General features: G+C 55.1%; 16 protein-coding genes. 3 read left to right on the top strand and 13 right to left on the bottom strand.

Going from position 1 to position 16,952, the window contains the following annotated elements; translation table 11 throughout:
• Positions 1-2: 2 nt before the first annotated feature.
• The 7 genes from mraY to mraZ are packed head-to-tail and all read right to left on the bottom strand — an operon-like array spanning position 3 to position 7,396.
• The gene (gene mraY / locus SAMA_RS01875) at positions 3-1,085 is read right to left on the bottom strand and encodes a phospho-N-acetylmuramoyl-pentapeptide-transferase (RefSeq protein WP_011758472.1); all 1,083 of its coding nucleotides are present in this window, start codon (positions 1,083-1,085) and stop codon (positions 3-5) included.
• Positions 1,086-2,453 (bottom strand): UDP-N-acetylmuramoyl-tripeptide--D-alanyl-D-alanine ligase, encoded by a 1,368-nt coding sequence (locus SAMA_RS01870; RefSeq protein ID WP_011758471.1) that lies wholly within the window; start codon positions 2,451-2,453, stop codon positions 1,086-1,088.
• Positions 2,450-3,913, bottom strand: a complete 1,464-nt coding sequence (gene murE / locus SAMA_RS01865; RefSeq protein WP_011758470.1) for a UDP-N-acetylmuramoyl-L-alanyl-D-glutamate--2,6-diaminopimelate ligase — start codon at positions 3,911-3,913, stop codon at positions 2,450-2,452. The genes SAMA_RS01870 and murE overlap by 4 nt, the downstream gene beginning before the upstream one ends.
• Positions 3,910-5,646 carry a peptidoglycan glycosyltransferase FtsI gene (locus tag SAMA_RS01860; protein WP_011758469.1) on the bottom strand — a complete coding sequence of 579 codons (1,737 nt, stop codon included), beginning with the start codon at positions 5,644-5,646 and terminating at the stop codon, positions 3,910-3,912. The genes murE and SAMA_RS01860 overlap by 4 nt, the downstream gene beginning before the upstream one ends.
• Complete coding sequence (gene ftsL / locus SAMA_RS01855) at positions 5,643-5,954, bottom strand: cell division protein FtsL (RefSeq protein ID WP_011758468.1); 312 nt, start codon at positions 5,952-5,954, stop codon at positions 5,643-5,645. The genes SAMA_RS01860 and ftsL overlap by 4 nt, the downstream gene beginning before the upstream one ends.
• 10 nt (positions 5,955-5,964) lie before the next feature.
• Positions 5,965-6,906 carry a 16S rRNA (cytosine(1402)-N(4))-methyltransferase RsmH gene (gene rsmH, locus SAMA_RS01850; RefSeq protein ID WP_011758467.1) on the bottom strand — a complete coding sequence of 314 codons (942 nt, stop codon included), beginning with the start codon at positions 6,904-6,906 and terminating at the stop codon, positions 5,965-5,967.
• Between the two features lie 31 nt (positions 6,907-6,937).
• Positions 6,938-7,396, bottom strand: coding sequence for a division/cell wall cluster transcriptional repressor MraZ (gene mraZ, locus SAMA_RS01845; protein ID WP_011758466.1), 459 nt, complete (start codon positions 7,394-7,396; stop codon positions 6,938-6,940).
• A 354-nt stretch (positions 7,397-7,750) separates the two neighbouring features.
• Between mraZ and SAMA_RS01840 the strand changes: the two genes are divergently transcribed.
• The 3 genes from SAMA_RS01840 to SAMA_RS01830 are packed head-to-tail and all read left to right on the top strand — an operon-like array spanning position 7,751 to position 9,828.
• Positions 7,751-8,467, top strand: a complete 717-nt coding sequence (locus tag SAMA_RS01840) for a PepSY domain-containing protein (protein ID WP_011758465.1) — start codon at positions 7,751-7,753, stop codon at positions 8,465-8,467.
• Positions 8,464-9,504 (top strand): PepSY domain-containing protein, encoded by a 1,041-nt coding sequence (locus tag SAMA_RS01835; RefSeq protein WP_011758464.1) that lies wholly within the window; start codon positions 8,464-8,466, stop codon positions 9,502-9,504. Before SAMA_RS01840 ends, SAMA_RS01835 begins: the two co-directional genes overlap by 4 nt.
• Positions 9,505-9,555: 51 nt before the next feature.
• The gene (locus tag SAMA_RS01830; protein WP_049757746.1) at positions 9,556-9,828 is read left to right on the top strand and encodes a hypothetical protein; all 273 of its coding nucleotides are present in this window, start codon (positions 9,556-9,558) and stop codon (positions 9,826-9,828) included.
• Between the two features lie 24 nt (positions 9,829-9,852).
• Here SAMA_RS01830 and glpK read toward each other — a convergent pair whose 3' ends face one another.
• The 6 genes from glpK to leuB form a co-directional block, all read right to left on the bottom strand.
• On the bottom strand, positions 9,853-11,340 hold the full coding sequence (gene glpK / locus SAMA_RS01825; RefSeq protein WP_011758462.1) for a glycerol kinase GlpK: 1,488 nt from the start codon (positions 11,338-11,340) through the stop codon (positions 9,853-9,855).
• Between the two features lie 12 nt (positions 11,341-11,352).
• Complete coding sequence (locus SAMA_RS01820) at positions 11,353-11,817, bottom strand: nuclear transport factor 2 family protein (protein ID WP_011758461.1); 465 nt, start codon at positions 11,815-11,817, stop codon at positions 11,353-11,355.
• Between the two features lie 127 nt (positions 11,818-11,944).
• Positions 11,945-13,297: an outer membrane protein transport protein gene (locus SAMA_RS01815; RefSeq protein ID WP_041409640.1), complete on the bottom strand. Its 1,353-nt coding sequence runs from the start codon at positions 13,295-13,297 to the stop codon at positions 11,945-11,947.
• A gap of 516 nt (positions 13,298-13,813) precedes the next feature.
• Positions 13,814-14,419 (bottom strand): 3-isopropylmalate dehydratase small subunit, encoded by a 606-nt coding sequence (gene leuD / locus SAMA_RS01810; protein ID WP_011758459.1) that lies wholly within the window; start codon positions 14,417-14,419, stop codon positions 13,814-13,816.
• A 2-nt stretch (positions 14,420-14,421) separates the two neighbouring features.
• Positions 14,422-15,834: a 3-isopropylmalate dehydratase large subunit gene (gene leuC / locus SAMA_RS01805; RefSeq protein WP_011758458.1), complete on the bottom strand. Its 1,413-nt coding sequence runs from the start codon at positions 15,832-15,834 to the stop codon at positions 14,422-14,424.
• Positions 15,834-16,928 carry a 3-isopropylmalate dehydrogenase gene (leuB, locus tag SAMA_RS01800; RefSeq protein ID WP_011758457.1) on the bottom strand — a complete coding sequence of 365 codons (1,095 nt, stop codon included), beginning with the start codon at positions 16,926-16,928 and terminating at the stop codon, positions 15,834-15,836. The genes leuC and leuB overlap by 1 nt, the downstream gene beginning before the upstream one ends.
• Positions 16,929-16,952: the final 24 nt, after the last annotated feature.

The following is a 16,952-nucleotide window of genomic DNA, read 5'->3' as shown; positions in this document are numbered from 1 at the left end:
AATTACCTCAGCTTCAGCGTGGCCAGACCCAGCAGCACCAGGAACAGGGAGATAATCCAGAAGCGGACAATTACCCGGGGTTCCGGCCAGCCTTTGAGCTCATAGTGGTGGTGAATCGGCGCCATGCGGAAAATCCGCTGGCCACGGAGCTTGTAAGAACCCACCTGTAAAATTACCGACAGGGTTTCCATCACAAACACACCGCCCATGATCACCAGCAGGATTTCCTGACGTACCAGCACGGCGATGGTGCCGAGTGCTGCACCAAGTGACAGCGAGCCCACGTCACCCATAAAAACCTGTGCGGGATAGGTGTTGAACCACAAAAAGCCGAGGCCCGCACCAACAATGGCGGTACAGACAATGACCAGTTCCCCCGAGCCTGGCAAATAAGGGATATGCAAGTAGTTGGCAAACTGAACGTGACCCGACAGGTAAGCAATCAGCGCGAAGGCCGCAGCCACCATCACGGTTGGCATAATAGCGAGCCCATCCAGGCCATCGGTCAGGTTCACGGCGTTACTGGCGCCCACAATGGTGAAATAGGTCAGCACAATAAACATCAGGCCAAGCTGCGGCAGAATGTCTTTAAAGAAAGGCACCACCAACTGGGTTTCACCCGGATGCTTGGTCGAGTAAAACAGGTAAAAGGCCACCACGAGTGCCGCCAGCGACTGAAAAATGTATTTCCAGCGGGCAATCAGTCCCTTGGGGTCTTTGCGGACCACCTTGCGGTAGTCGTCGATAAAGCCTATCAGGCCAAAAGAGCCAAGCACAAACAGCATGACCCACACGTAGCGGCTACCCAAATCACCCCACAGCAATACGCCGATAAAGATGCCGGCCAAAATCAACAAGCCACCCATGGTTGGGGTGCCGCGCTTGCTGAAATGTGATTCTGGGCCATCGTTACGCACTACCTGACCAATCTGCAGCACCTGCAGACGCTCAATCAACTTGGGGCCCCACCAGAGGCTGAACATGAGTGCCGTCAGCAGCGCCAGAATGGCTCTGAAGGTCACATAGGAAAACACGTTAAACCCGGTGTAAAACTGGGTCAGATATTCGGCCAGATAAACCAGCATTTATTTCAGCTCCCCGCGCCCATGGGCGGCTGTTAAGGCCTCTACAACCCGCTCCATGGCGGCGCTGCGAGACCCTTTCACCAACAGGGTCACATCTCCCTCTACCCCGTTGATATAGTTAATCAATTCACTCACGAGAGCATCCAGCTCTTCGAAATGTTTACTGCCAAAGGCTTGGCTGGCATGGCGGCTCAAACTGCCCAGACAAAACAGGCTGTCGAGCCCGGCTTCTTTGGCCTTCTGCCCCAGCTCAAAGTGCAAAAGGGCAGCATTGTCGCCTAATTCACCCAAATCGCCCAGTACCAGGGTCCTGTTTGTAGAAATTTCTTTCAGCCAGTCGATGGCAGCCCCCACTGAATTGGGATTGGCATTGTAGCTGTCGTCCACCAACAGCAGTCGTCCCAACTGGCGTGGCATCATACGTCCCTTGACCGGAGCCAGTTTGGCAAGACCCGCTGCTATCTCTTGCAAAGGTAAGCCCAGGGCAATGCAGATGGCGGCCGTTGCCAGCGCATTGGACACCTGATGCTTGCCTGCCAGCGGCAAACTCACAGTCACATGGTCTCCGCCATGGCAGAGGTAAAAGCTGTATCTGCCGAAGGCATCGGCAGTCACTTCCCGGGCGGTAATCTCGGCCCCGGCACCCAGCCCAAAGGTCAGTACCCGCTTTCCCTTGAGCTTGTTGAGCATGGTCTCTGCGTAGCGGTCGTCGAGATTCACAATCCCCACACCGTCCTGCGCCAGATGCAGATAGATTTCGGACTTGGCCTCGGCAACACCGGCCTCTGAGCCAAAACCTTCAAGGTGAGCGCTGCCCACATTGTTGACCAGTGACACCGAAGGACGAACCAGTGATGAGGTGTAATCAATCTCGCCCTTGTGGTTCGCACCCAGCTCAAATACCCCATACTCGTGCCCCTGCTCCAGACGCAGCAGGGTTAGAGGCACACCGATTTCATTGTTAAAGTTACCTGCGGTAAAGAGCACGGAATGATGTTGCGACAGCACGGTGGCGACCATCTCTTTTACACTGGTTTTGCCGTTTGAGCCGGTCAGTGCCACACAAACAGGATTTACGCTGTCGCGCACCAGGGCGCCAATTTGGCCCATGGCCTTTTGTGTATCGGCAACCACCAGTTGTGGCAGCGCGAGCGGCAGCTCACGTTCAACCAAAAGCGCTGATGCCCCTGCTGCTGCGGCGGCTTCGGCAAACTCATGGCCGTCAAAACGCTCACCCTTCAATGCCACAAACAAGCTGCCCACGGTCATTTTTCGGCTGTCGCTGTCGAGATGTGACACGACAACATCCTCGCCACAAAGACGCCCATGGGTGGCTGCCGCCAATTGAGTCAGACTCAGAGGGATCACAGATTTTCCTCGCTTAACACCCGTGCCAGGGCACGCTCATCATATTCATGTTTAACACCGGCTATCTCTTGATAGGTCTCATGCCCCTTACCGGCCAGCAAAATGAGATCCCCCGGTTTGGCCATCGACACTGCGTGACGTATGGCTGCAACCCTGTCGACCATACACAGGGCACGTTCTGGGGCATCAAGACCTGCTTTCATATCTTCCAAAATGACTGCCGGGTCTTCGCTGCGGGCATTATCCGACGTCAGCACCAGGCAATCGGCGAAGGCTTCTGCCGCTTCGGCCATCAGCGGCCGCTTCCCCTTGTCTCTGTCCCCGCCACAGCCAAATACAATCCAAAGCGCCCCTTCACAGTGATGACGGGCCGCTTTGAGCGCCTGCTCTATGGCATCGGGCGTGTGGGCATAATCCACTACAAGGGAGACGCCATCTTTACGGGGGAAACACTCCATCCGTCCGGGGACGGCTTCGAGTTTGGCCGCAGCCGCGACCAAGTCCGGCACCTGATATCCCAGTTGCGCCATGGCGCACAGGGCTGCGAGCAGATTGGAAAGATTGAAAGCGCCCAGTAATCGGCATTCCAGGGGCTTCTGCCCACCCGGCCATACCAGGTTTGCACTGAAGCCCGCATGGTGAAAATGAGCGTTCTCAAAACGCCAATCTGCCTTGGCATGTCCAAGACAGCTGAATCCAGTGGCACAGCCCATGCCGTCAAACCATTGCTCACCGACTTTATCGTCGAGATTGATAACACGGGCACTTAAGCTGCCAAACGCAAAGAGACGACGCTTGGCTGCGGCGTAGTTATCCATATCGCCGTGGTAATCCAGATGATCACGGCTGAGATTGGTAAACACGGCCACCTCGAACGGCACAGCCTCTACCCGGCCCTGCACCAGACCATGGCTGGAGACTTCCATTGCGCACACCTTGGCGCCCTGATGCTCGAAGTCATAGAGATCGGCCATCACACGCACCGCATCGGCGGTGGTGTTGCCCACATCCTGTAACTGCCCCCAAAGGCCATTGCCGAGGGTGCCCATTACTGCGGCCTTGTCGCCCAAAAGTTCTGTAAGTTGGGCAATCAGTTGGCTGACCGAGGTTTTGCCATTGGTGCCGGTAACCCCCACCACCCTGAGCTTGCCCCTCGTCAGGGCGTAATATTGCCGAGCCACCGCCGACACCTGGCGATTCAGTTGGAAAAAGGCGATACAAAGTCCGGGCTCATAGCTGACCTTACCATGCTCATCCGGGTCATCTGTGTGTACCAGTGCCGCTGCCGCGCCCTTGGCAAACGCAGCGTCAAGATAGGCCCTTCCATCGGTTTTGTAACCCGGCACAGCAATGAACAGGCCGCCAGCGGTTAACTGCCGACTGTCTATCACAGGGGCGTGAACCGACTCAGTACCTGCGTAATGAAACCAGGGGGCCAATAAGTCTTTCAGCAACATCATTCGGCCTCCCGCAAATTCGCCGCCAGCTGCACTTGCTCGCGGGTACTGATGGGCTCAACGTTCAGCATTTGCAGTGCACCGGCCATCACCTTTGAAAACACAGGCGCCGACACATCGCCGCCATAATATCTGTCACCCTTGGGTTCGTTGATAACCACCGCAATGGCAAGCCGGGGGTTATTGACGGGGGCAACCCCGGCGAAAGTGGCCAGATAATCGTCACCGTAACCGCCAGCCACCGCTTTGCGGCTGGTACCTGTTTTACCTGCGACAGGATAACCGTCGATATGGGCCTTGCGCGCCGTACCACCCTGCTCAGTTACACCCACCAACATGTTCATTACGTTGTTGGCCACCTGAGGTGACAACACCTGCTGACCTTCGGGTTTTTGCTTCAACTTCAGAATGGATGCGGGATAAAGCACACCACCGTTACCCAGGGTTGCATACATGCGTGCCAGCTGCAGCGTGGTGGTAGTCAGGCCGTAACCAAAGGCCAGTGTCGCACGCTCAAAATCAGACCAGCGATGTTTTTCCTGGATGAGGCCGGCACTTTCGCCCGGTAATCCAATACCCGAATAATTGCCCAAACCGATGGAGTAGTAAGTACCAAGCAGCTGCTCTACCGGCATACCGAGGGAGAGTTTGGCAACGCCCATGTTGCTCGACTTCACCAGAATTTTGGTCAGCGACATGTCACCGTAATTGTTGGAATCGCGGACCTGGCGTCCGCCCAGACGCATCCAGCCGGGCGATGTGGGGATAATGTCAGATGCTTTGACAGTGCCAGACTCCAGCGCGGCGGCCACCACAAAGGGTTTTACCGTTGAGCCGGGCTCGAAGGTGTCAGTCACCGCACGGTTACGCATCTTGAAGCTTTGCCAGTCATCACGGCTGTTGGGGTTGTAGGACGGGGTGTTGGCCATGGCCAGCACTTCACCTGTCAGCACATCGATCACCACCACAGAGCCAGAGGTCGCCTGATGCATCTCGGTGGCGCGCTTCAGCTCCCGGTAGGCAAGCTGCTGGATGCGCTGATCAATGCTGAGCACCAGGTCGTTGGGACTCTCACCTTCCTGCACTATGTCCAAACGCTCAACCACATGGCCATCACGGGATTTGCGGACTTTCTGCTTGGCAGGGGTTCCTGTCAGCCAGTTATTGTAGGTACTTTCAATCCCTTCGATACCCACGTCATCAATATTGGTTACCCCAATCAGCTGGGCGGTGATCTCCCCGGCCGGATAGTAGCGGCGTGATTCGGGTTTAAGGTAAACACCGGGCAACTTGAGTTGGCGAATATACTCTGCCACTGCGGGGGTGATTTGCCGTTTCAGATAGGTAAAGCGTTTACTTGGGTTGTCTTGAACCCGGGAAATCAGGGCATCTGGCTTTTCGTGGAGTACGTCAGCCAGAGCCTGCCAACGACGCATATCAGCAAAGCCATTTTTATCGTGGACCTCTTTGGGATCCGCGTATACCGCCTGCACCGGCACACTCACGGCCAGCATTTCACCATTGCGGTCGGTGATAAGCCCCCGCTGCACGTCGCTGCTGCTGGTACGCAGAGTGCGCATATCGCTTTCACGGCGCAGTTTGTCAGGCTCAATCAACTGAATATAAGCGGCGCGGCCAACCAGACTGGTAAACAGCAGACACACAAAGCCCACCACAACGTAAAGACGCCATGGGATGGGTTGTGCTTTCTGGTTGCGTTTTGCCTGCTTACTCATGGCACTCTCACTACCACTTCTTCATTGGGAAGGGGTCTGACCATATTCAGTTCCTTAGTCGCTATCCTTGTGATCCTGCTGTGCTCTGCCAGCGATTGCTCTTCAAGCAACAGATTTCGCCATTCAATGTTCAGCCGATCCCGCTCCTGCATCAACAGCGCTTCTTCTGACGTCAGTTTACGGCTGACATGGCTTGTATATACAACTGCTACACCATTCAACATCACACAGAGCGCGAGTAAAAACGTCCATTTGTGATGCCACAGGTCCATCAACACAATACGTGGCAAACTCAGCGGCTTACTCATCGGTAACTCCTCAGAATGGCAGGCGCTCTGCCACTCTCAGTACCGAGCTGCGCGCCCTGGCATTTTGTTCAATTTCTACATCTGACGGCTTCATGGCTTTTCCCACGGGCATCAGAGTACGTGATTTATTCAGCTGCGCTTCGGTTACCGGCAAACCATGGGGTAACTCCTCCCCTTGGCTGTGTCGACGGATAAAACGCTTCACAATGCGATCTTCCAAAGAGTGGAAACTGATGATGGAAAGACGGCCGTGGGGAGCGAGCACCTTGAGTGCCCCTTCCAGCGCCTGATCGATCTGTTCAAGTTCGCTGTTGATGTAAATGCGGATTGCCTGGAAAACGCGGGTTGCAGGGTGCTTGTTACGCTCTTTACTTTTAGCGACTCTGGCTATCAGGTCTGCCAGTTGTTTGGTCCGGGTAAAAGGCGTTTTTTCTCTATCGGCTGCGATACAGCGAGCGATGTGGCGTGCGTTTCGCTCTTCGCCATAGGTTTTAAACACCCATGCCATGTCTTCAATTTCAGCCCGGGCCAACCATTGGGCCGCCGTTTCACCCTGGGAGTTATCCATGCGCATATCCAATGGACCGTCGCGTAAAAAGCTGAAACCCCGTTCAGCATCGTCAAGCTGTGGAGAGGATACGCCCAAGTCCAGCAGGACCCCATCAATCTTGCCAACAAGGCCCAGCTCTTCAACGTAGTTGGCCAGTTGACCAAAGCCGCCGTGTACTATCTGGAAGCGACTGTCGTTTGCAAACTGCTCTGCCGCCTTGATGGCCTGAGGATCTCTGTCGATAGCAATCAGGCGTCCATCAACCCCCAGACGCGACAATACCTCACGGGAATGCCCGCCACGGCCAAAAGTACCGTCAATATAAATGCCGTCAGCTCGAATATTGAGCCCGTCAACGGTCTCAGCAAGCAGTACGGATAAATGGGCAAAATCCTGGCTCATCGCGTTCTTCTTATATCCTTGGGTTCACTCATCAGAGCGAAAAATCTGCAAGACGCTCATTGGCTGCCAGATCCTCGCTGCGGATAACATCCTGCGCACTTTGGATCTGGGCCTGCCACTGGGCTTCGTCCCATAACTCGAACTTGTTCAGTTGCCCCACCAGCATGGCTTTCTTGTCCAGCTGAGCGTACTGACGCAGAGGGGGCGGTAACAGCAAGCGGCCGTTGCTGTCCATTTCTATCTCGTGGGCATAGCCGAGCAACATCCGCTTAAGCGCACGTTCTGTGGGCTGGGTATCGGACAGTTTCAGTAACTTGGCTTCAATCAGGCTCCACTCATCCGCCGGATAGATAAGCAGGCAATTTGCCTGAATGTCTACCGTGATAACCAACTTGCCCTCATGGGCGGACAACAGGGGTTCGCGGTATCGCGTTGGAATCGCGATCCGTCCTTTGGCATCAAGATTGATTGCACTGGCCCCTTTGAACACTGTCGTCTGTTTCCCCTGTTGAGGTTACGTGATCCACAAAGATCCACAATTTCCCACAATTGCTAAGTGTAGGGACAGTGCGCAACCTATGTCAAGGGCACAAAATAGCGATAAATCCAGACGGCAAGCGGCCTCGCGCGAAGTTTAAACTTTGTTGTTCGCGTGGAGAAAAGTGGCAAAATTTTGCTAAACAGTGGAAAAAACACACATTAAATGCCAGTGAATTTTTGATAATCTTCCCGGGATGGTGAGGTGCTGTCCCTTTTTAGAAACAAAAGGTGGATTTTCAACCTTGAACTGGCTCCCACAAATCTGTGAAGATGCGTGACACCTTCGACTGATTAACCCCTTTTAATGGCATCAATCACACAAGTTAGACGCTGGCACCGGCTGTTGGCACCACTGATAGGGATACAAGTCTTGCTCTGGTCCATCAGCGGTGCCTATATGGTGCTAACCGACATAGACGATATTCATGGCGATCATCTGGTGGCCGAACCTTTACTCCCGATCGATCATGCTCAGGTACGACTCACCTTCGACGGTGTCAAAGCCGACTACCCGGGTGCGATGCACATTCGTCTGAAGCAGACACCCCAAGGCCCCGTGTATTTCTTTAAAGATGGTGGCATAGCCAGGGCCATTGACGCCAAGACAGGTGAGCTGCTAACACCACCGGATGAAGCCTCAATAAGGGCCCGGGCGAAGCTTGTATATACAAGTGACGATCCTATTGTCAAAGTGAGCCTCTATGAGGAGCAAGCCCCTGCAGAAATGAGCCCGCGGCTCTTACCTCTGTATCGTGTTGATTTTGATGCATCTCTTTCACCCAGTCTTTATTTCTCGGCCAGTACCGGCGAGCTCGTCGGTAAGCGGTATGACGGCTGGCGCCTGTTTGACTTCCTGTGGATGCTGCACATCATGGATTACCTTGAGCGTGACAATATCCACAATAATCTGCTTCGCATCGCGTCGTTGCTGGCGTTATTACTGGCTCTAACAGGGGTATTACTGGCATGGCGCAGTTTAAAGCCTGCTCCGGAGCACGAAAAACCGGAGACAAAGGCATGAACTGGTTAAAGTGGCATCTTTATCTTGCAGCTATGTGCGGTTTGCAAATGCTGTTGTGGCTCGGCTCTGGCCTGACGTTGAGTCTGATTGATGAAGATTACCTGGATTCAAATCGTTATCGCGTTGACGCAATACACACACCGATTGGCACAGCACTGCATTTCGACCCTGAGAGAATCTCACTGTCCAACGCCGTCACTGAAATACGCCTGGACAACCTGTTATCGCGGCCGGTCTATCGGGTACAACTTGGCGAACAGAGTATGAGTCTTTGGGCTGACACGCTGGAACCTCTGAAGCTGGATGATACTTTGCTCCGTGAAATTGCGGCTGCAAGTATCAGTGTGCCACTGACACCCGAGCTGCAATATGTGCGCGGCAATGAGATTGGTTTCCCCGACTCGGCCAAGGTCGCACTGTTCCAATCCCAAACCGCCAGAGATACCCGCGTGCTGGTCGATGCCGACAGTGGCAAACTCCTTGGCCATAAAGACATGGGATCTGACCTTAAAGAGCTGCTGCTGATGCTGCACTTTATGGACTACGCCCCGGGTAATGGCATTGCGTTTAACCATATCGGGATCCGCGTTTTTGCGTTACTGACATTGCTGATGGTATTCACAGGCGCTCTGGTCGTGTGGCAGCGCTGGCAGGCAGGGTTTTATCGTTGGCACAAAGCGGACGATAGAAAAAGCAATCCATGCCTTTTTGTGCTGGATACCCAAGGCAGCGCACTTGGCCAGTTTTGTGCCGGCCCCTCCTTACTTGAAAGCATTAACGCCGAGCGGCCCCTGCTGCCAACCCAATGTGGCGGCGGCGGCAGCTGTGGCCTCTGCACTCTGGTGTTTATCGATGCTCCACCCACGGCCACCGAGGCCGATATCAAACGTCTTGGGAAAAAAGTAGAGCAAGGGCATCGTCTCGCTTGCCAACATGGCACTTATACCGGCCGAGTCAGGCTCGCTAACAAAGCCCAGGAGCGCTATTGGCATAAGCAGTGTCAGGTATCCGAACCCGCCCGCAACGAAAATGTCTAAATATTAGGCAGCAAATGCCGATAACCAGTGCAGGAAGCACAGGAGGCGGGAATGAGTGGATTGGACAGCATATATGCCATGTTGGCAAGACCGGTAAAGGCAACGCTGGAGCGGAGCCGCCGGGTGAAACAGCTGGATAATGATACGGCTATCGACAAAGATAGCCATGAGGCCCCTCAGTCTCAACTACCGCCTGATATTGCTCACAAACAGGGTCAAGCGGATGATAACAAAGGCCAACCCAAACCCAGGGAGAGTGTCAGTAAGCCAGCAGTAGAGCGGCGCGCCCGCCGCACTGGTAGTCATATCGATATTGAAGTTTAGTTGCTGACAAATAACGCTTTAAAATCAGCTACTCAGGCTTCGGCGCACAGCATCTTGCCATCCAAGGTAAAGCGTCGCTCTTTCTTTATCATCCATCAGTGGCACAAAGCGCCTGTCTATGCCGCTCTTGTGCCGTATTTCATCCACATTGGACCAGAAACCGACGGCGAGACCACCAAGGAACGCCGCGCCCATAGCGGTGGTTTCCGTCTGTGCCGGGCGCAGCACTTCAACTCCCGAGATATCGGCCTGAAACTGCATCAAAAAATCGTTGGCTACCGCGCCGCCATCCACCTTGAGCTGTTTGAGCGCCACGCCGCTGTCTTTGCTCATGGCATCCAGCAGGTCACGGCTTTGGTAGGCAATGGATTCCAGCGCCGCCCGGATGATGTGGTTACGGTTAGCACCGCGGGTCAGCCCAACCAAGGTGCCGCGGGCATCCGGATCCCAATAAGGCGCGCCAAGGCCCACAAAGGCCGGTACCAGATACACGCCATTAGTGTCGTCAACCTTGGACGCAAAATATTCGGTATCGCTGGCATCACGAATCAGCCCCAGCTCGTCCCTAAGCCACTGAATGGTGGCACCGCCCATAAACACGGCGCCCTCCAGTGCATAGCTGATACCACCATCATCGCCCACGGCAATGGTAGTCAGCAGACCATGCTCTGATTTGACAGCTTGTTTACCCGTATTCATCAGCAAAAAGCAGCCGGTACCGTAGGTATTTTTGGCCATACCGGGCTCGACACACAGCTGGCCAAACAACGCCGCCTGCTGATCGCCGGCCATACCTGCCACCGGGATTTCAGTACCCTCACCGGCGATACGGGTGGTGCCATACACCGCCTGAGACGACTTTACCTCTGGCAATAAGCTGGCTGGAATATCCAGCGCCTTCAGCAACTCCGAGTCCCATTCGCCAGAATGGATATTGTACATCAGGGTGCGTGAAGCATTGGTGGGGTCGGTGACATGGACCTTACCTTCGGTGAGTTTCCACACCAGCCAGGTATCCACGGTGCCAAACAGCAGCTCACCCGCGTCGGCACGCTCACGCACACCGGGCACATTGTCCAGAATCCATTTGATTTTGGTGCCGGAAAAATAAGGGTCGAGCAGGAGGCCTGTTTTATCGCGAAACAGCGGCTCCAAACCCTGAGCTTTAAGCGCTTCACAGATCGCGGCACTGCGGCGGCACTGCCATACGATGGCATTGCACACAGGTTTACCCGTGAGTTTGTCCCAGATGATGGTGGTTTCACGCTGATTGGTGATACCTATAGCAGCCACTTCATCGCTGTGAATACCGGCACGGGCCAGGACTTCAATCAGGGTCGAGCTCTGGGATGCCCAGATCTCCATGGGGTCGTGCTCGACCCAGCCGCCCTTGGGGTAAATTTGAGTGAATTCGCGCTGCGACACCGCCACCAGGTTGGCATCCCGGTCAAAAACAATGGCGCGGGAACTGGTTGTGCCCTGATCCAGCGCAACCACATATTGCTTGTCCACGGGGCAGTCCTTTTATTCTTGTGTCGGTACTTCTGGCGCCTCTTCCATCACGGTGTCTCTGGGTTCACAGCCATGGGCAGGGTAATACCAGATAGACGAAATTTTCTCGCCCAACAGCTCATACACACCAATAGAGCATTGACTGTTGATTTCACCGTCGAGGTTCCAACTGACCTGCTCGAGAATACTGACGTAGCTGCCGGACACGGTCAGCGACAGTATTTCAGCATGCGCACCGGGCAGAGACTCAAAATAGTCCTGCAGTGCCGCACCAAACTCGGTCTGGCTCTCGGCCTTGGTATCCACCTTTTGGCCTTTGATATGGTTCCAATACACGGCTTGGTTTGTTTGGGCCAGCATCTGGGCCACATTCTGTTGATTGAACGCTGCCAAAAACTCACGCACCACGGCTTCGGGGGAGGCCTGTGCAGCGGCAGGAGTGGAAAGCAGAGCAGCGAGCAGGAAAGCGGGTTTCATCGAACACCTCTTGTTTTGCGGAATTGGCCTGTAGGCAGCGTAAACACACTGTCACAAAAGCAACACTATACAAGATATTGGCGCAAGCAAAAGCCCCGCATGGGCGGGGCTTTTTTCAAACATGCAATTACATCTTATAGCTTAACTGCACACCGGCCAGCCACACGCTGCCACCGGCTTCACCGTTAAAGCTGACCTGAGCCAGACCGGCCAGATCCTGATGCTCATCGATAGGCGCGAAACCGTGGGCACGAATATAGGTGATGGCCATATCCACGGTCAGGTTTTCGCTGGCGCGGTAACCGGCACCCAGACTGAACCACAGGCGGTCAGAGTCGGGGATGGTGGTGGTACGGAACTCATCATCCACTGCAGTGCGGTCAACCGCAAAGCCGCTGCGTACGGTCCAGTCTTTGTTTACGTTCCAGGTAGAACCTACGGCAACGCGCCAGCTGTCCTTGAAGTTCTCTTCTTTCACCAGATCGGACTCGATGCCACCCACTGGCTTGGTTTCACCGGGGAAGTAAGCCACCAGACGGTCGAACACACTCCACTGGGTCCAGTTAACGCTGGCGTGCAGCGCCACATCATCACTCAGCTGATGGAAAGAAGACAACTCGGCAAAAGCTGGCAGCTCCAGTGGCAGATAACCTTCAATATCCAGGTTCTGGCCACCAGTGTAGACAAGACCAGCAGCGCTCCCGGACAGCTCCAGCTCTACACCGCTGTGATAAGCCAAGCCGAATCTGTGGTTTTCAGAAGGCTGCCAGCTACCGCCCACTTGCCAGCCGTAGCTTACATCATCGCCTTCCATGGTTTTGAGCACAGTGCCAGGCTCAGGCAGACGGGCGGCAATTTGTGCTGGCAGGTTTGGATTGGCCTTGATGGCGCCCACCCAGTAAGGTGTAGCTGCACCAATGCTACCGTCACCGTAAACAATGCGCACACCGGCACCCAAAGTCACCGCATCGTTCAGGCGATATGCGATGTTGGGGTTGAACTCAACTGTGGTGATTTCGGTGTGATGGCCAAACAAGGAGGCCGCGTGAGTGGCAGGCAGCTCGGTGGCCAGGCCGTAGTTGGAGTTAACAGCCAGACCCCAGGTCCAGTTGTCATTGATTTGGCTTGAGTAATAGAAGTTTGGGATAAGTGCACTGTCGGCAACGTCATAGGCGTCGGCATTCAGCGTCACACCCTGCGGACCAAGCACTGGAGACGCAATGTGCACATCGCCGGTCACGTCCACTTCGGTAGCGACGTAGATACCGCCGCCGGATACCTGACGACCGCTCAGGTATGCCAGCATGGCTGGGTTACGCGCTTGAGCCGCGGCGTTGTCGGCCATGGCCGCTTCACCGGCAAAAGCACGGCCAAGACCAGTGGCAGAGTATTCAGCCAGCTGGAAGCCAGCAGCGTTAACCTGAGTCGTAATCCCCATAAGAGCCGCTGATACGGCAAAAGTCAGTACACTCTTTTTCATTATCATTCTCTGCTGATGTTATTGATTTTGCGTTCGACGAATAGAGCATTCACTCGAAACAAGTGCATGGCAGTGTATTCATACAGAATATCTTTGCAACCAAAACCCGCAAAACAGCATAATCAACTAAACAAAATCATCAGCAGGAGTGAGAAAATGACCAAGATCACAGCTTTAAACAGAAAAAAGCATCATAAAATAGAGACGGTGTTCGCAAAACCGGATTGAAAACAGCGACAACAATCAGCACATGCAATTGTTTTATAATGATTTATTTAACAAACATTAAGAAACAAACGTAAGCCAAAAACAACTCAAGATTTCAGCATAAATCACTACCACTTTAAACTCAGCAAACCCAAGCCAGGTTAAGTACAGATTTAAATTCTTTTAATTCATGCAGATAACATTTAATCGCCACAATAAAAAACGGCCATTTGTAACCTACTAAGGTCGCAAATGGCCGTATATCTAAGTGGCTGTTACAGGTGTACGCTGAAATATGTCAGCGGTAAATCAGCGTCGCCAGGCCGGTATGCGTGACTCGTATTCGCTGATGGCCGCTTCGTGGGCCAGGGTCAGGCCGATGGCATCCAGGCCCTTAAGCAGATTCTGACGGGCAGACTCAGCCAGGGTAAAGCTAAACTCGGCGCCCGAGGGCGACACCACCTTGAGGTTTTCCAGATCTACAGTCACCTCGGCACCTTCATTGGCTTCCACTTCGTCCATCAACTGACGCACCGCGGCTTCAGGCAAGCGTACCGGCAACAGGCCGTTATTGATGGCGTTGCCGTAGAAGATGTCAGCGAAGGTGGGCGCGATAATGGCGCGCAGGCCAAAGTCCGCCAGCGCCCAGGGGGCGTGCTCGCGACTGGAGCCGCAACCAAAGTTTTCTTGGGCCAGCAGAATAGTGGCTCCCTTATACCTTGGCTTGTTGAGGTTGAACTCGGGATTGGGGATGTCACCGGCATCGTCCAGATAACGCCAATCGTGGAACAGATGAATACCGAAGCCGTCCTTGGTTACCTTGGACAAAAACTGCTTGGGGATAATCTGATCCGTGTCTATGTTGGCCGAATCTATGGCCACCGCCAGCCCCGTGTGAGTAGTAAATGCCTGCATGATTAATCCTCCAGAGGACGGTGAACGCGAATATCGACAAAGTGACCGGCAACCGCGGCCGCAGCGGCCATGGCAGGGCTCACCAGATGGGTGCGGCTGCCCCGCCCCTGGCGTCCTTCAAAGTTACGGTTACTGGTGGAGGCGCAGCGATCGCCCGCTTCCAGCCTGTCATCGTTCATCGCCAAACACATGGAGCAGCCCGGCAGGCGCCACTCAAAACCCGCCTCAAGGAAGATTTTGTCCAGGCCCTCGGCCTCGGCCTGCAGTTTTACCTGACCTGAGCCCGGCACCACAATGGCGGTTACGCCACTGGCAACCTTGCGTCCCTTGGCCTGCGCCGCCGCAGCGCGCAAGTCTTCGATACGGGAGTTGGTGCAGGAGCCGATAAACACCTTGTTGATGGCGATATCGGTCATGGGGGTGCCCGGGGTCAAATCCACATAGGCCAGTGCCTTCTCCATGCTGGTGCGCACCACGGGATTGGTTTCATCGGCGGGGTTTGGCACCACGCCATCGATGGCCACCACCTGCCCCGGGTTAGTGCCCCAGGTCAGCTGCGGCGCAATCGCGGCCGCTTCCAGTACCACTTCGGCATCAAATACCGCATCGGCATCCGTGTGCAGCTCGCGCCAGTCGGCCAGCGCCTGCTGCCAGGCATCACCCTTGGGCGCGAACTCACGACCTTCGAGGTAAGCGAAAGTGGTTTCATCGGGGGCCACCATACCGGCCTTGGCACCCATTTCGATAGCCATATTACACAGGGTCATACGCCCCTCCATGGAGAGGTCACGAATGGCCTCGCCGCAGAACTCCACCACATAACCTGTGCCGCCATCCATGCCGATTTTACCAATAATGGCCAGCACTATGTCCTTGGCGGTGATGCCATCGGCCACCTTGCCGCGCACCTCGATTTTCATGGTCTTGGCCTTGAGCTGACGCAGGGTCTGGGTAGCCAGTACGTGCTCCACTTCCGAGGTGCCGATACCGAAGGCCAGCGCACCGAATGCGCCGTGGGTGGCGGTGTGGGAGTCGCCGCACACAATCACAGTGCCCGGCAGGGTAATGCCAAGCTCGGGGCCCATCACGTGCACAATGCCTTGATTGGGATGGTGAATGTCGTACAAACGCACATTAAAGTCGCGGCAGTTGTCGGCCAGGGTCTCTACCTGAGTGCGGGCCATGGGGCTTAATGCTGTTAAGCTGGCGCTCTTGGTAGAGGTATTGTGATCCATGGTGGCAAAGGTTTTTTCCACTGCCCGCAGTGGGCGACCGGCCATCTTCAGGCCACTGAATGCCTGAGGTGAGGTCACCTCGTGCACCAGATGCCGGTCTACATAGATGATGGGCGCTTCACCGGCTGGCTCAACCACCAGGTGGGCGTCCCACACTTTCTCATACAGAGTCTTTGCCATTACACACCTTCCCGGATTGCATTGGCGATAAAGTCGCCCATTTCTTTGGTTGATTTAGCATTGTGACGCTGGTCAGCAGACAGCAGCTCGCCGGTTAAGAAGCCCGCTTCCAAAGCGGCACCCACGGCGCGCTCGATACAGGCGGCGGCCTCTTCCTGCTTAAGACTGTGACGCAGCATCAGCGCAGCAGAGAGAATTTGCGCAATCGGGTTGGCGATGCCTTTGCCGGCGATATCCGGCGCACTGCCACCGGCTGGTTCATACAGGCCGAAGCCTGAACCGTTCATGGACGCAGAAGACAAAAGCCCCATGGAGCCGGTGAGCATGGCGATTTCGTCCGACAAAATATCACCGAACAGGTTTGAGCACAGCATCACGTCGAAATCGAAGGGACGGCGCAGCAGCTGCATGGTGGCGTTATCGATATAGATGTGTTCAAGCGTCACATCGGGGAAGTCTTTGGCTACCTCTTCCACTACCTCGCGCCACAGCACAGAGCAGGCCAGTACGTTGGCTTTGTCCACCGAGGTCACCTTGCCGCGACGACCGCGGGCCGCCTCGAAGGCGATTTTGGCAATACGGCGGATTTCACGGCGGCTGTAACGCATGGTGTCGAAGGCTTCTTCCTCTTCGCCCTCGCCCTGACGGCCTTTTGGCTTACCGAAGTAGATGCCGCCGGTGAGCTCACGCACGCACAGCACATCAAAACCTTGGGCGGAGATATCCGCGCGCAGCGGCGACATGTGCTCAAGGCCGGTGTGCAGCCTGGCCGGACGCAGGTTACAGAACAGCTCGAAGTGACCACGCAGCGGCAGCAGCGCACCGCGCTCTGGCTGCTCGTTGGGAGGCAAATGCTCCCACTTGGGGCCACCCACAGAGCCAAACAAAATGGCATCGGCCGCTTCACAGCCCTTGAGGGTAGCGTCAGGCAGCGGACAGCCGTGGTTGTCGATGGCAATGCCGCCCACATCGTACTCGCTGTACTCGATATTGAGGTCGAAGCGCGCCTCTACTTCTGCCAGCACCTTACGTGCCTCTGCCATCACCTCGGGGCCTATGCCGTCACCGGCCAATACGGCTATCTGATAACTCATGCTTTGCTCTACTCCCTGACACTC

This window comes from Shewanella amazonensis SB2B (assembly GCF_000015245.1).
GTDB lineage: Bacteria > Pseudomonadota > Gammaproteobacteria > Enterobacterales > Shewanellaceae > Shewanella > Shewanella amazonensis.
This window is presented reverse-complemented; position numbering and strand designations above follow the sequence as displayed.

Excerpts from the sequence above, each read along its gene's own strand:
- leuC (WP_011758458.1), bottom strand. The coding sequence starts at position 15,834 with ATGGCAAAGACTCTGTATGAGAAAGTGTGGGACGCCCACCTGGTGGTT.
- SAMA_RS01860 (WP_011758469.1), bottom strand. The coding sequence starts at position 5,646 with ATGAGTAAGCAGGCAAAACGCAACCAGAAAGCACAACCCATCCCATGG.
- SAMA_RS01835 (WP_011758464.1), top strand. The coding sequence starts at position 8,464 with ATGAACTGGTTAAAGTGGCATCTTTATCTTGCAGCTATGTGCGGTTTG.
- ftsL (WP_011758468.1), bottom strand. The coding sequence starts at position 5,954 with ATGAGTAAGCCGCTGAGTTTGCCACGTATTGTGTTGATGGACCTGTGG.
- SAMA_RS01840 (WP_011758465.1), top strand. The coding sequence starts at position 7,751 with ATGGCATCAATCACACAAGTTAGACGCTGGCACCGGCTGTTGGCACCA.
- murE (WP_011758470.1), bottom strand. The coding sequence starts at position 3,913 with ATGATGTTGCTGAAAGACTTATTGGCCCCCTGGTTTCATTACGCAGGT.
- SAMA_RS01830 (WP_049757746.1), top strand. The coding sequence starts at position 9,556 with ATGAGTGGATTGGACAGCATATATGCCATGTTGGCAAGACCGGTAAAG.
- leuB (WP_011758457.1), bottom strand. The coding sequence starts at position 16,928 with ATGAGTTATCAGATAGCCGTATTGGCCGGTGACGGCATAGGCCCCGAG.
- leuD (WP_011758459.1), bottom strand. The coding sequence starts at position 14,419 with ATGCAGGCATTTACTACTCACACGGGGCTGGCGGTGGCCATAGATTCG.
- SAMA_RS01820 (WP_011758461.1), bottom strand. The coding sequence starts at position 11,817 with ATGAAACCCGCTTTCCTGCTCGCTGCTCTGCTTTCCACTCCTGCCGCT.
- SAMA_RS01815 (WP_041409640.1), bottom strand. The coding sequence starts at position 13,297 with ATGAAAAAGAGTGTACTGACTTTTGCCGTATCAGCGGCTCTTATGGGG.
- rsmH (WP_011758467.1), bottom strand. The coding sequence starts at position 6,906 with ATGAGCCAGGATTTTGCCCATTTATCCGTACTGCTTGCTGAGACCGTT.
- mraY (WP_011758472.1), bottom strand. The coding sequence starts at position 1,085 with ATGCTGGTTTATCTGGCCGAATATCTGACCCAGTTTTACACCGGGTTT.